The 15,293-nt window shown below is 36.6% G+C and carries 12 protein-coding genes; 1 reads left to right on the plus strand and 11 read right to left on the minus strand.

Annotated elements, in window-relative coordinates:
- Positions 1–19: 19 nt before the first annotated feature.
- The 11 genes from AC4PG8_RS06115 to AC4PG8_RS06165 form a co-directional block, all read right to left on the minus strand.
- On the minus strand, positions 20–700 hold the full coding sequence (locus AC4PG8_RS06115) for a hypothetical protein (RefSeq protein WP_225903290.1): 681 nt from the start codon (positions 698–700) through the stop codon (positions 20–22).
- A gap of 534 nt (positions 701–1,234) precedes the next feature.
- Positions 1,235–1,591 (minus strand): hypothetical protein, encoded by a 357-nt coding sequence (locus AC4PG8_RS06120; protein WP_492170150.1) that lies wholly within the window; start codon positions 1,589–1,591, stop codon positions 1,235–1,237.
- Between the two features lie 53 nt (positions 1,592–1,644).
- Positions 1,645–2,253: a hypothetical protein gene (locus tag AC4PG8_RS06125; protein WP_492170151.1), complete on the minus strand. Its 609-nt coding sequence runs from the start codon at positions 2,251–2,253 to the stop codon at positions 1,645–1,647.
- Between the two features lie 16 nt (positions 2,254–2,269).
- Positions 2,270–2,716 (minus strand): hypothetical protein, encoded by a 447-nt coding sequence (locus AC4PG8_RS06130; protein WP_492170152.1) that lies wholly within the window; start codon positions 2,714–2,716, stop codon positions 2,270–2,272.
- An 88-nt stretch (positions 2,717–2,804) separates the two neighbouring features.
- Entirely contained in the window at positions 2,805–3,239 is a 435-nt protein-coding gene (locus AC4PG8_RS06135; RefSeq protein WP_492170153.1) for a hypothetical protein, read from the minus strand.
- 675 nt (positions 3,240–3,914) lie between these two features.
- On the minus strand, positions 3,915–4,631 hold the full coding sequence (locus AC4PG8_RS06140) for a hypothetical protein (RefSeq protein ID WP_160464262.1): 717 nt from the start codon (positions 4,629–4,631) through the stop codon (positions 3,915–3,917).
- A 74-nt stretch (positions 4,632–4,705) separates the two neighbouring features.
- Positions 4,706–5,260 (minus strand): hypothetical protein, encoded by a 555-nt coding sequence (locus AC4PG8_RS06145; RefSeq protein WP_185540622.1) that lies wholly within the window; start codon positions 5,258–5,260, stop codon positions 4,706–4,708.
- A gap of 269 nt (positions 5,261–5,529) precedes the next feature.
- Positions 5,530–12,090, minus strand: a complete 6,561-nt coding sequence (locus AC4PG8_RS06150; RefSeq protein WP_492170154.1) for a DNRLRE domain-containing protein — start codon at positions 12,088–12,090, stop codon at positions 5,530–5,532.
- 253 nt (positions 12,091–12,343) lie between these two features.
- Positions 12,344–12,769, minus strand: a complete 426-nt coding sequence (locus AC4PG8_RS06155) for a hypothetical protein (RefSeq protein ID WP_185505496.1) — start codon at positions 12,767–12,769, stop codon at positions 12,344–12,346.
- Positions 12,770–12,964: 195 nt separating this feature from the next.
- Positions 12,965–13,711 carry an SDR family oxidoreductase gene (locus AC4PG8_RS06160; RefSeq protein WP_492170155.1) on the minus strand — a complete coding sequence of 249 codons (747 nt, stop codon included), beginning with the start codon at positions 13,709–13,711 and terminating at the stop codon, positions 12,965–12,967.
- Between the two features lie 13 nt (positions 13,712–13,724).
- Complete coding sequence (locus tag AC4PG8_RS06165) at positions 13,725–14,294, minus strand: DapH/DapD/GlmU-related protein (protein ID WP_003760436.1); 570 nt, start codon at positions 14,292–14,294, stop codon at positions 13,725–13,727.
- Between the two features lie 117 nt (positions 14,295–14,411).
- On the opposite strand from AC4PG8_RS06165, the gene AC4PG8_RS06170 reads away from it, so the two are divergent.
- Positions 14,412–15,287, plus strand: a complete 876-nt coding sequence (locus AC4PG8_RS06170) for a LysR family transcriptional regulator (RefSeq protein ID WP_045554339.1) — start codon at positions 14,412–14,414, stop codon at positions 15,285–15,287.
- Positions 15,288–15,293 lie beyond the last annotated feature (6 nt).

Genomic DNA, 15,293 nt, shown 5'->3' on the forward strand with positions numbered 1-15,293 from the left:
AAATCCTCTTCCTCCAGAGTTAAAAAATCGGTTTCCCTTTATATAAATCTTCTAAAAATCCCTCTATCCAAAATTGCCCCGGAATTCCATATGGATTATTTATTTTTTTTGCTTCTTCATAATCAATTTTAGTAAATTCTCCATTATTTGGATCGCCAATACTTTTATAGTATGTTATTTCATTTGGTCGTAAAACTCCTTCATCTTCTTTGCTCACATATTCAATTTTAGAAAAATCGCAATATAATGGTTCTATCTTGGTTACTTTTTGCCACTCGCCATTAAGTACTCCCGTAACTCCACAATGAGACAACATTAAGACATTATCTGAGACTAATTGCTCTTCTAAATCTTGTAACACTGCTTCTTTTTTTGGAAAAAAATCAAAAAATGCAAAGAGATGATAAGGAATATCCTCGTTTGGTCTCTCTTCTTTTACACACATTGCGTAACTATAGACTTTCTCTTTATTTAAATATATTTGGAAAGTGTCTCCAAGTGAGTACTTTGGTTTTAACGCTTTTTTCGTCCGAATAGAAACGCTTGATAGTTGTTTTTCATTAAACAACCTTAAATCCATAGTCAATGCTTGATAAATTCTATTCTTTATTTCGTTTAAACTATCCTCCGTCTCAATGTTATCAATATTCTTAGTTAGCAATGAATTTAATTTTATAATATCTGGTCTATTCAATAGCATTACTCCTTTTAGCATATAAAATCTCTCAACTAAAATACGCTTTCAAGTTATCTTCTAAGTCCTTTTTAAAACCATTTGTGATCTTTTCTTTAATAATTTTTCTTTTTATTAATTTTTTCTATCTTTGGAAAATAATTTTCACTAAATAAAACTCGCTATAACATAATAAATATATATTCCTAAAGCGACTATACCTAAAATTGCTGATAGGATGGATAAAATTGTAGACTTTCCTTTACGTTTACTCCTTAAAACTAATATGAGCTCGATGCACAAAATAATTATTTGCACTACCAAAGTCACATAAATATATGATTTTAGGGTTTCACTACTGCTTATGAAAATACCTGTTCCAACTATCATAATCCCCGCAAAAAGTATGCTTGCACCTACGATTTCCAAGATACCTTTAGTTTTTTCTGAGAGAAGCAGCGGAATGAAACAAATTGCAAATGTAATAAAATTTATTGATACATCGATAATAAATTCAATCATAATCGTTTCCTAATTTCCTCCTTTTATAGCGTCAGTTTTTCAGTAAAAAACAAAAGTCAAAACCACATAAGTTACATAAGTAAATAAATTAAATATCGTTAGAATTAATACACATGCACCTATTAAAACTTCCGATTTTCCGAATTTACTTAAATAATTCATGAATACATTTGCGAAAAGTATCACTATTTCAATTACTAATATAATGTACATATATGTGTGCAGTTCCTCTAGACCAGAAAGAATTAACCCCGTTCCGACTATCGCCAATCCAGCTATTGATAAACTGCCAATCGCTTTTCCCATTAATTGCTCCTCTTTTTTAATTGCATTTCCACCAACTAAGAAGCATACAAAAGCAATAATGTTAATTAAAACATTTAAAATAAAGTCCATTTTTCATTCAACTTTCTATATTGTTATCGCGATTCTTTATTAACTTTTTAGTCTTAAATGCTCAATGAATAGTAGTTTTTTAAATATGCTTCTTTAAAATCTTCTGCTTCTGACTCATCTGCTGCATCTTTTTTAATAAAATAATCTACCACTTCATCTTTAGAAAGTCGAATCTCACTATTCATTTGCTCTATTTTATTAGAAAATCCAATGATGACTAAATGAGAACTACGATCAAACTTTATTAATATACTCCCATCTAGCAGGAATATTGTAGGGCTAATATCAACTAAATTAATGGGATTTCTTGATCCTTTTGTGAGGATATTCTCGCTGAATACCCCATCCCATTCATTTATACTTTTTATTTTTAGTTTTCCAAGTAATAGCCAACTTGTTAAAAACATTCCAAAAACATCTGAGTGAAAATATATATCTTTTTCTTTATCTAACAAAAGTACGGATAAAATTCGATTTCCTTCTTTCGTATTTTCAAAAGCATCTAATGGGAAATATAAATAGTTATATTCTTTGTCAGGTACACAATACGGGAAGTCTAGCCCTGGAAATGTTAGATTTCTATAAGCTTTATGTATCTTATTTCGAAATTTAGCAATCCCTTTAACTTCAAAGTAATCAATAAATTGTTCTTGGTTTCCCACTTTATACCTCCTGAATTTATATCAGCTCTAAATTCGATTTTTCCATTGAATACGCCATTAACTCACTTGAATCTGATAAAACGACTAATAATGGGAAAATGGATAACAATTTGGCTCTAATATTTTCTATCCTTGGTATTTCGCTAAGCTCTAATTTATCTATCTGCTCAGAGATGTCGCAATCTTTTTCTAATAAAAAATACTGTTCATAGCTAGATCCCTCTTTAAATCGTTCTTCATCCTCTTTATAAAAATGAATATATGTCTTTTTAAATCTAGTTTGTTTCACAAGGACTGATTTATCAGCAGCTGCCTCAAAATTATGGGAAATATGAAATTGATATATATCAAATTGAAGAATTAGCCGCTTCATTATTTTTTCAATATCTTCATGAATTTCTTCTAAATATTTACCTTGATTATCATAAGCACCCGCAGTAGTTATACCTTTTAAATGAATCATTTATCTATGCTTCTCCAATTCTTTTTTTAGTTTGTTCGGTGGGATGGTGTATTCTTAATAACATAAATTTGCCTCACATAGTTCACTGCTATAAAGCTAATTCATCAACTAAAAATTTCAAGTCTTTTGCATAGAAATTGATTGCTTCGCCTTCTAGAATCTGGTAAGTCATGATTGTATTTTGCACTAAAAAATATTCAATGTTTTCGCGCCTATTAAGGTCTGATACTCCGCTAAGTAATGCCTTTATATCGACTCCTTTAGTTACAATTATAAATTTGTTATATACCATCACTTCAGGGTTTTCCCTCATCGGCTCTGTCTTAAAAATATTTAGAAAACGCTTAGGCTTTAATGGGAATGCTAGCTCACTTCGCTTCTTTCTATCTACTGTATATTCATATATATCATATTTATCAAATAGTGGATTTACCACTGTTCTTATTTCAGACATAATACTAAAATACTCTTGTTCTTTTTCATCATATGAATCCATGGTAGTCATACCTACACTGTATATCATGTTGTCACTCCTCACGTTTTTGCACTGCATTTTGCAATAGGCTTTCTAAAATTTTTATTCCTTGCATGGGTTAGAAAAGAATATAGAACCTATAAACAAACAATATTACATATGTAGGAAAGCAGACAAACACCGTTACCAATGTTATAACAAACTGTACTTTAAAAGTTTTTTCTTTAAGTTTAAAACTAAGTATAAAAATAATTTGTTCTTAACTTCTATAGCGACTTTCATTCCTTAAATACCCAACCGAGGGACTAGCATTATACAATAAACTATAAGGGCTAGCAGGAAAATAATGATAGCTATACTGTTAAGGACGGTTTTATTGTTTTTCTTACGTCTCGTTTCATAGCCAATAATTAATAAAAGTAGAAAAACAAAATATATTATTATCACAAGTAACATATTATCCCCCGATCCTTCTTAAAAGTAGATAGTTATTCCCGTAACCGCAAATAAAGTTAACAATATTAATACTTGCATACACCTAGAAAAGAAGTTGTCTTTCTTAAAATCTATAATAACTATACACATTATAATTATGCTGATGAATTCCAAATCCATTATTAATTTCAAAATTGAATCCATTTCAATCTCCTAATTTGGTTATTTTCTTCTTTTTATTTTTGATGAATACCCATTTAAAACAAGTATTGATTTCTTTTCGAGCTCTTAATCATACTTCACCTGACTCAAGCCCTCTTCCGCTATTTCAATAAGTTTCTTTCCACTATACGCTCCCGCCAAATATCCCTCAATCCAATGTTGACCATTTAGTCCATATGGATTATTAATATCTACGGCTTCTTTGTAATCAATTCGCATATAATTTCCATTATTTGGATGACCTACACTTTTATAATAGAACCGTTCATTAGGACGTAAGACTCCTCCGTTATCTACTTTAAGATATTCTAATTTAGCAAAATCCACTTGCCAATCAAATGTTAAATTGGTTACTTTCTTCCACTCTTTGCGAATAATTCCTGTGTGACCTGAATCTGCAAACATAAAGATATTTTCTCTAGTTAATTTAGCTATTATTTTTTCAAGCTTCTCCGGTAATTTACTGAAATAATTAAAGAGCCCAAATACGGAGAAATCATCTTCCTCTTTATCATCTTCCAATTTTAGTATAGCTACATAGCCATATACGTTTACTTCTTCTAAATAAATTTCGTACACATCTCCCACCTGCATTTTCGGTCGGGTTGCTTTTTTTGTGCGGATGGAAACATTGGAAAGCATTTTCTCATCCCACCTGCGTTTATCTAGATTTAAGGCATGTGTAATTCGTTCTTGAATGATGGAGATTTTTTCAGCATCATCTAAATTGGAAATATCCTTTAGTAACACTTCATGCAGTTTGATAAGTTCTTGATTCATCATGATTTAACCTCCACAGTGGTTCTCTTACTTTTAGAATAAGCCCTCCCTGTAAAAGTGGAGGGCTTATTCTTAGTTTATTTTTTTAGTTTGTTCATCAAATCTTGTTCTACACTGCCGCCGAAACGCAGGGCTAGAATATCTTCTTTCTTTATCCAACAAGTCCCATCTAATCGACCTTCGTCATCCACTAAAGTAATTTCTAATCCTTCATATTCGTTTTCAGCGATCATTCCAATTACTGGCGTCTCGTCGCCTATGATGTCAATAAAGATTATCTCTTTACTTTGGTATACATAATCAGCGGCAATTTCGAAAAGAGAATGCTTTTTGTTTGGTGCTTTCTCAAATAATCCTGAGCTGATTGGTTGATTAAGATGTTTTGCGAGTAGTTCAGCTGTTTTTAAATGTGCTGTGTCAATTTCTATTCGGTACACTAATTCTAATGGAAGAACAACATGTCCTTCTTCGTAACCATCCGAACGTCGCGAACGAAACATAACATCACTCGCTGTAACTGCTTCAATGTAGCCAGCTTCGAAATAATCGTCTTCGCGTGATGCGTAGATAGCTACTAGTTTATTTACTTCCTGGCATTTTAGTAATCTTTCGTACATGAATTTTGTGGACATTTTTTGGTTCCCCCTTATTAGTAAATTATTAATGATTCTAAAATTATTATCTTTTGGTATGTGAACTCTATTAAAAATTCAGGTTATTATCCAGAACATAATAAGTCCTATAGAAGATAAAACTATGCCAAGCCATACCCAAATATATGCAATTACTTCATTGCTTACTTTTCCTGCAATATAAAAACATAAACCGAATATTAGCATGCTTAATATAAGACAACTTAAACCAATTAGAATATTCATTTTCCTCAACCTTTTTTATATTTTTATTTTCTTTTTCTTTTTTTTACAATCTTCCCTTTATATACTTTCTTTTTGTTGTAATCAAATTTTTTAACCTGTTTGGACTTTTTTTTATTTACTTTTGTATATTTTCTGTATGTCCTTTTAATGCTTTTAATGCCAATTCTTAGTTCACGTCGTATTTTCCCCTTCCTTACACCTTTTATAACATATGTTAAAGGTTTCCTAACGCCGAGAAGATACCTAAATCCTCCTGTTGATAATACACCTTTTGCTGCACCCCATAGAACAGCTTTACCTGCACCTTTCCATGAATATCCTTTTTTACGATTATTCACTAAGTACCTACCTAATTCCAACGCAGCACCTCCACCAGCTGCACCAATCCACCAAGCTAAATTCCCATCCGGGTCAACCATCATCACCGGATTATTATTCGCATAATTATACCCATTCATCGTCTGCGGGTCGTCTTCATCGCCTGGGTCTGGATCGTAAGCGGTAAACACGCCTTGCTCTGGTTCGTAATAACGCGCCATCAAGTAATATTGTTCGATTTCCTTGTCATACGTGTATCCCGCATATGCATAAGGATTGGCTTTGGCTTCTTTTGTAGAGGCAGTGTTTTTCAGCACATTTCCCCAAGCATCGTACGCATATTCTGCGACAATCTTACCTGCTTCATCCGTGAGTGCAATTACGTCACCATGCGCATTATAGTGATAATAGAGAGTTTTTCCATTCATCTTCATTGCTAAACGAACATTATCATCCGAATAAACATACTGACGAACTACTTTTCCATCACCATCAGTCTCATACAGAACATCAATACTATCTCCGTCATAATGATAATTCGTCGTCACACCATCGACTGTTTTCGACAAGCGGCGGTTATCATCATCGTACGTATAACTCGTATACGGCTCGCTCGCACCTTTTTTCGTGATGCTGCTTAAACGGTCGCCGGTATCCCATGTATACGTGTACTTGCCATCGCTTGTACGGTTACCATTGGCATCATACGTCAGAGCTTCTCCGTTCCACGAAACCAGTTGATTACCATCATTATAACTTGCGGCAATTGTTTTTGTCTCGCTTCCGCTGATTGCTACTTGTGTACGGTTTCCGAAGCCATCGTATGTGTATGCTTTTACGGTGCCGTTTGGTAGTGTTTCTTTGGTTAGTTGGTTGACTGCATCATATTCGTAGGTTGTTTTTCCGTCTTGTTTGTTGTCGATGCTTGTGCGATTGCTTGCTGCGTCATAGGTGTAGTTTTCGTCTAAAATTTGGGTGCCGCTTGCACTACTAATAGCTGCGTTGGTGACTTTTTGGGTGCTATCGTAGGTGTAGTTGGCTGCGGTGCCGTTTCCTGCTGTGTAGACGTTGATGTTTCCAAATTCGTCAAACTCGAAATAGGCGTTTTTGCTTCCGTCATTTACTCGGGTATTCCGGTCTAAGTCGTTGTAAGTGTAGCTTGTTTTTGCTGTGTAGTCGCCGTGGTTAATGGCTACTTCGCCGACTTTGTCTGTTTTCCCTTTGTTGTCTTTTGTTGGTTTGTCTTTGTAAGTGTAGCTTACGTCGCCACCTCGTTCGGCTACTTTGGTGATTCGGTTGGCATCGTCGTAAGTTTTGTCGGTTACGATGTTGTTAATTTCGTCGGTTACTTTTGTTTGGTTGCCGTTTGGATTGTATTGGAATTTAAATGCTAGTTTATCATTCCATTTAATCCCGTCCATGCGGTCAGCGGAATCGTATGTGCTTTCGGTTACGCGACCATTTGGCATGATTGCTTTTGTTTCATTACCGGCTGCATCGTATTCATACTTGATTGTGCGATTAAGTGCATCGGTAAATGCGGTAATTTTGTTATCTACGTCATATTCATAGATGTTTTTTTGCGTTTTGCCAGATGCAGTGACATTTTTTTCGGTGGTGTTGCCATTGTCGTCGTACTTATAGGCTACGGATGTGCCGTTCGCTAGTTTGGTGTCTATAAGCGCGTTGTCTGCATCATAGGTTAAAGTTTTTTTGTTGCCTTTTTCGTCTGTTTCGGATGTTTTATTGCCGTAAATATCGTAAGTGAAGCTGATTTTGCGGCCTTCTTCGTCATAGCTGGCTGTTACATAGTTGCCGGAAGCGTCATATTCATTTTTTGTTAATACTTCGCCTTCTATGACACGTACATCGTCAAACCAAGCTTTTCCGGTTAAACCATTGCGGAACATGGTGTAAACTTTAATCATTTTGACTGGCTTGGTCGGTTTAACAACTACAGCACTTCGGTTCCAGTCGTTCGTTCCGAGTGGGAATTGACCTTGTACAGAAGAAGTTGTGCCATCTTGATAATATACTGTGCCCCATACCGAATAATCGTTCGACATCGTTGCAACAGAACCGTTTGCTTTGGCGTCTTCTGATTTGGATAGTGCGGAAATTGTTAATGCTTTGGCTTCTTTTTGATTTACGGGTACATCTTGGACAATATGCGTGTAAGCTTCACTTGTTGCTTTTCGCTCGAAGTAAACGGCGCTATCACCGCTGTGGCTTTGATTATCGACTACTTTTGCTTGTGTCAGCGCGGTATTGCCTGTACGCATCCAGCCAGTCGGAAGTGTTCCATTATGATTTTCAAAGCTGTTATTGACTACTGGGTTGTAACTGGAAGCAACACTGCCTTTTTCAAATTGAACATTATCGTACCAAATCGTTCCTTTTCCTTTATGTGGAGCTGGTTGTTCATTGTCCAAATAAAGCAAGACTTGGCGTGTGTTTTTAGATGTTTTAAAAGTTAGTTGGCGTTTTACCCAGTCACCATTCTTTTTGATGGATGTGGCGCGGTTGGATTGCCATACGCCGGCATCGGTAATATCTTTTGCATTCGCATCTTGTAAACGGCCAATGAGAAGTGCATCGGCGTTTGTCATTCCGGATGTTTTAATCCAGGCGCTAAATGTATACGTTGTTTCTGGTTCTACATCGACGCGTTGGGTAACGGATGAATAACCTTTTACAGTAGAACTTGCTTCACTCGTTAGTTTAACGGAACCGCTACCGCCTAGTGCTCCTGGCGCTGACTGTGTGTTATCGAATGTCATGCTACCTTTTGCATCAGATTGAATCAGTGTCCAGTTGGAAACTCCTGCTCCTTTTTCAAAGCCGCTGTTTTGAAGTAAGTTACCGCCTGAAGAAAGTTCGCCACTACCGCGAATTGGATTTCCATAGGTGTCATACTGTGTTACAGAGGATACTTGGGATTCTGTCGCAAGTGTTTCTGATACCGCATCTGCTCCGTCATAAGTAACGGTTGTTTTGCGTCCTTCTGTATCGGTTGAGCTCGTTACATCGTTATTATCATTGTAAGTGTATGATTCTGTTCCGTATGCATCTGTCGCTTTCGTAATATTACCATCTGCGTCGTAAGCGTACATTTCTTCTTGTCCCTTAGGATTCACTTCTTTTACTAGGTTGTTTGATTCATACGTATAAGTCGTTGTAAGTTTGAGACCATCTGCATCTACAATTTCTTTCTTTGGATTTCCAGCATCATTGTAGGAATAAATGGTTTTCTTCTTTTTCTCGTTTGTTAAAGTTGTTTGTTGTTCTGCTTTGTCATAAGAAAGTGTTGTTTTTTTGCCGACTGGATCGGTTATTTCTGTTAATTTTTCTTCTTCATAGGCAAAAGTTGTTTCGTATGGTTTTTCTTCTGTATGTTTTGGATCGTAAATCGAGGTTAATAAGCCATCTGTGTAGCCGTAACGATATATTTTCCCGCGGGCAGTAGATGAACTGATTAGCTCTTGTTTGTCATTATACGTGTAGCTGATTTTACGGTCTTCTGGTCCGACAAGTTCTTTTACTAGCTCGCCTTCATACGTGAGAGTAACGGTACGTCCGGAAGCGTCGCGCAAGCTTGTGAGTTTGCCGTCAGTATATTCGTATGTTAATTCGTTGCCTTTTGTATCTTTTTCGGATTTTAATCGTCCGTCAGCTAAAAAGCGTGTTTCTGACTTATCTTCTTCTATTTTCAAATAGCCATCTGCGTTTTTAGTAATCTCGGAGTAAATGCCTGGTGGTGCTTCGTATTTATCGCCTTTTTTAGTGAAACGATGGATTTTCTTGTCCGATTCCACCCAAACGATATTACCGTTTTCTTCTTCTACGAGTTTTTCTTCGAGCGTGCTTGTCCAGCCTTTACCGAAAATGCCAGTTGCATCATCTTGGCTATTAAACGTACGGTCGACATTAATGCTTGGACCGCGCCCTTCTAATTTGAAATCTGTTTCATGGAATAAAAAGTTTCCGTTTGTAGCGTTCACTTCGCCACCACGAACTGGCACACTTGTCCAGTAATCAACCATTCCTAGTTGTTTATTGAGTGCCTCTGGAATAGATGGTGTGGCTGGTTCTGATTGCACGCTAGTTGTGTTATTTCCTGCTTTTTGATAAGCGATAACGCGGAACCAGTAGTTTTTGCGCTCTTTATAATTCCCGCCAGAATTGGTATATACTGGGGAAGGGTCTTTTGCGAGTTCTGCGCCTTTTCCGTCATGGTGTAGAGCATATTTCCCTTCAGCAATTTCTTCTTTGGTTGGCCAAATACCTTTGTTTTGTGTCGTCCACTTTGTTTCTGCGCCGACATCGTATTCTTCGTAGGCTTTCCCATTAAAGACAAGTACTTTATAGCCATCTGCCATTGGGCTCTTTTCCCAGTTAAGTTCCACGTAACCTGTTTCTTTATGTGCCAAGTTAGAATACGCTTTTGCAACAGGAGCTTGTGGTTTTTCGATTGGCATGTAGGCGAATACTAAGTCGGAATTCGGACTTTCTCCACCCGGGAAAACGGCTTGTACTCTGAATAAATAGCGTGTTAAATTGCGAAGTCCAAAAGTACTTCCGGCTTGAAAGGCATTTTCATATTGCGCTCGCGGATCAAGAGCGAAGTCGGTTCCCTTGCCATCATGATGGAATTCAAATTCTCCTTTAGCAATTTCGTCATTTGTTGGGAAAATTTTCTTTCCTTTGGTACTCCAAGTGGTTGCTGTACTTTTTGTATTAAAATATTCGTATTTATATCCATTAGAAATAACAATATTATAACTAGTCGCACCAGGAACCGCTTTCCAAGATAAATCCATGTATCCTGTTCCAGTTCCAACACCGTTTGAACTTGTTTTTACGGTTGGTTTTTCTGGTTGTGCGTACGTATAATTCACTTCCAAATAGGGATAATTTTTATTGTTTTCACTTGCTACAACTTTTTTCCAATAGTTTTTGTTAATGTTAGTACCTAAGCGAAAACCGTTGTTCACTCGTGAGCCACTTGCCCATGCTTGGACAGTTTTGGTTACGTCTAAGTTCGCCCACTCACCACGACCAACGTTAACACTCCCTAATCTCGTTACAGGTGGCACTGTATTCCAAGTCACTTGCCACGGAGACCATTTTGCATTTGCCTCGTAATACCAAAGATCATTTTTAACCGTTGGGGACATATGCCAAATGTTATAGACTTTCAATGTTGCTTTAGAAATAGTCGCTTTATTTAAAGTAGATGTATCCATTTTTAAAAAAGCGGCATTATTTCCTGTTGAATTGTCCCATTTACCGAGTTTTAAAGTATAAGCATTTTGGCCAGAATCCCATAGTTTACTACCGATGTTTGTTTCGGTTGGTTTAGCCGAATTAATATTGGCATTATAAATTTTATCTAAACGAACAGATGGATCAATATAGACAGGGTACTCGCGAGCGGCATCATTTAGCCATTCTGTATCTACTTTTAGTTGTAGTTCATACACTGTTTTGGTCAGTTGTTTCACTTTAAAGGAAACATTTTCGGATTGTGCCGCTTCCCCGGTTTCAGTGCCGACATTGGAATCTGTCATGACTGGTTTTGGAAGCGTATACATTGTTTCGTCGGATTTATTTTTGAATAGCACATCGCCATTCTCCGCTAGTTCTAAATCTAGTTTTGTTTCAATTTGATAAACATACGTATCTACTTGATTTGGTTCCTGTAGTACTAAGTCTTCTTTAACTGATTGTGGAAAAGTTAAATGCCTTAGATCTGTTTTAGGAAATACGTTTTCATAAGTAACTTCATTTTCTTTGTAGGTCGCTGGTTGGTCTGTTACTGCTTGTTCATTCTCGCCTGTACGTGCTCCTTTTAAGCGAAAAGTAACTTCTGCGCCAGCTTTTGTTAGTTTCTGATATGCCCCGTCTTCCATTTTTTCTAAGAAGCCTAATTCTAATGGGGTTTGTTTTGGAACAATCATGTCAGAATCTGCTTCTTTCTCCACATTCGCATCGATGCGCTTCATATCCCCGTCAACTTCCATATTGATAGGATCCGCAAAGATTTGTTTTGTAAAGCTCCCGTCGTGGTTATCAAAAACCACTTCATTTTCTGTTCGTTCTTCTTTAACTTCTGTTGGTGCTTGTTCTCCCGCTTTCTTGTCTGGCGCATCCACTTCTACAGGTGAATCTTCCGCTAATGGTGCATAACCAGGCAATAGTGAAAAGAATAACATAAATGCTATCAAGCTCACTAGTACTTTTTTTGCTTTTGCATGTATTTTCATGTGTCAAGCTCTCCCTCTTTTAATGTAATTTCATTCGATGTCGATGCCTTACCTTTTATTTCTTTTTCTATCTCCCGTTATCTACCTCACTGCCCTCTCTTTCTAAAAAAGGACCAGTTTTAATTGAAATAAAACTGGTCCTTTTCTTAATATTACAAAATTATTATAGCATGTATTTTTCTTTTTTGGTGAACGGAATTGTAATTTTTTTACTTTTTATTTGAATTATTAATTTTCTTAATTATAATTAACGTTAAGTAGTAATAAATTTCAGTCGTGCTGTATCAATACAAATATCAACAATATTGTCGCATTCTATAAAGCATTTCCCGTCAGATTGAAAGTCTTCAGGCACAACGGTATTAAGCATCACCAAATTCTCTTCAATTGTTTCTATCGTCCCGATAATTAGCTCATCCCAGACAGTCATTATTTCCACTAATTTGTTGTTCTTTTTCGTCCATTCCAGAAAATTCAATAGTGTGTCGCCTTCCTTACTTAATTCAGGTATTTGTTCCTGAGGGCGATTTAAATTTTGGTACGGCTTCAAATATTGAGTATCTTGTTGAACTTTAAAAATAGCTTCATTTGCTACGAGTGCAAAACCATCAAATCCCACTCTAGTATGGTATTTTTCCAATATAATGAACGAATCAAAAATAGCTCTGATATATCCCACACGAAAATCATTTGTTTCTTGCTCGTCATCATATACTTCATAAAGGCACTTTGGGTTTAGTTGTTCTAATTGTTTACGGTTCATTGGGTCATCTCCTTTTTAAGCGCTTTCAATTTAAGATACCATGTTTAATCCGCTCCTGCAATACCAAAAAAAGCCTTGAACGAATAATCAATCAGTTCAAGGCTTTTCTATTTACCATGGCTGGGTCGTTGGTCCGACTGTGAATTCGTTTACGTTGACGTCTTCGGGTTGATCGATAGCATACGCAACAATGCTCGCGATACGATCAGGTGTGATGCCGTATTGTTTGTATAAGCTCGTCATTCCTTGTTCGGTTTCTTTATCCGTGATTGTTTCTAGTAATTCCGTATTGATAGCTGCTGGATAAATGGTCGCTGTGCGGATATTGGTGCCTTCTTGGGCTGACTCCATTCGTAAAACTTCCATTAAATCGCGGACTGCCCATTTAGTCGCGCCATAAACCGCACCGCCGGGATATGCTTTTAAACCTGCAACAGATGAAGTGGCAATGATATGACCTGATTTTTGGGCGATAAAAGAAGGCAAAACTGCCGCAATTCCATTCAGTACGCCTTTAATATTAATATCAACCATTTGCTCCCATTCGTCTTCTTTTAAAGCAGATAATGGCGAATTCGGCATGATTCCCGCATTTAAAAAGATTGCATCTACTTTTCCGTATCTTTCAATCGCTAATTCTACTAATTTCTTATTATCTTCGCGTTTTGTCACATCCGTTTTGGCAAAAATTGCTTCACCTGAACTCGCTTTAATGGTTTGGACAATTTTTTCCAGTTTTTCCACGCGACGAGCAGCAAGAACTAACTTCGCCCCTTTTTCGGCTAAAAGTATGGCTGTTGCTTCACCAATTCCGGATGATGCTCCGGTTATAATAATTACTTTGTTTTTGATTGTCATTTGCTACCTCTCCTTATTCCTCGATAATTTTACGGATTTGTTTGGCTGGGCTTCCGGCGACGATGACGTTTGCTGGGACGTCTTTTGTGACGGTAGCATCCGCAGCAACGATGGCATTTTCGCCGATTGTTACACCTGACAATATCGTTGCGTTTGCACCAATCCAGGCGTTTTTCTTCACACAAATTGGGGCTACTCTTAAGCCACGTCTTTTTTTCGGGCTAACTAAATGGTTAACGGTCACAAGTCTTGCTCCTGGGCCAATTAAGACATTATCCTCAATCGTAATCCCACCCAAATCCACGAAAGTTACATTTAAATTGATAAAGATATTTTTCCCAAAAGTAATATGTTTCCCGAAGTCGCTATAAAAAGGAAGTGAGACATCGACTGACGGATCGACTGGTTTTCCGGTGATGTCACTGAGATATTTAGTCACTTCTTTTTTTGTGTGGTACTTGGTGTTTAGTTCGATGATAAGTTGTTCATTGTTTTGCTTTACTTTGTGAATTTCGTCTAACAAATCCGACCCTTGGAGAATTTCTTGGTCAACTAGCCTTTTCTGTAAATCTTGTTCTATCATGCTCTTTCCCCCTCGAAAATCTTTTACTATTTAATTATAGCGAGAGAAGTTATAATTGAATAATACTTATAAAGCATATCCAACTATTCATTTTATTTATGGGAAAGGGTGGTTTTAATGGAGCTTCGTGTGTTGAATTATTTTTTAACTGTTGCACGTGAAAAAACGATTAGTCGAGCTGCGGAAGTGCTTCATCTTTCTCAGCCAACGCTTTCTAAACAATTGAAGGAACTTGAGGAAGAACTAGGGGTAACTTTATTTATTCGTGGAAATAGGTCTATTACGTTGACGGAGGATGGGCTTTATTTAGCGAATCGTGGAAAAGAAATTTTGTCTTTAGTGGAGTTGACTACTTCGAATTTGCTGCAAAATGAGACGATTAGTGGAAAAATAATGATTGGTGCTGCTGAAACAAGAGGATTTGAATTTATCGGCAGCGTGTTACATGAACTAAGAGAGAAACATCCCGACATTACTTTTCAATTGCATAGCGGCAATGCGGATGATGTTTTAGAAAAAATTGAGCATGGATTACTGGATTTTGGGTTGGTAATTAACCCTGTCGAAAAACTACAATATGAATATTTACCACTTACTATAGAAGATACTTGGGGGATTTTAGTCAATACAAAACATCCTTTAGCGAAAAAAGTAGTTGTAACTCCTAGTGATATTGATGCTAATCCGATTGTCGTTTCAAACCAGTCGTTCATTGATAATCAGCTAGCTAGTTGGCTTGGAGGGCATTTTGAACAATTGAATGTTATTGGGAGATATAACTTACTGTATAACGCTTCTTTGCTCGCTAAGGAGAACATCGCAAGTATTCTTTGCATTGACGGTATTATCAATACGGAAAATACTAACTTAAAGTTTATCCCTTTTTCGCCGCCTCTAACTGCTGGTATTAGTATTGTATGGAAAAAGAATCAAACTTTCTCCAGTGCTTCGAAGGAATTTTTACGACTAATACAAAAAACTTGCTCAAAATAAATGCTT

The sequence above is a fragment of the Listeria sp. MAN/IMW/UF555 genome, assembly GCF_058684075.1.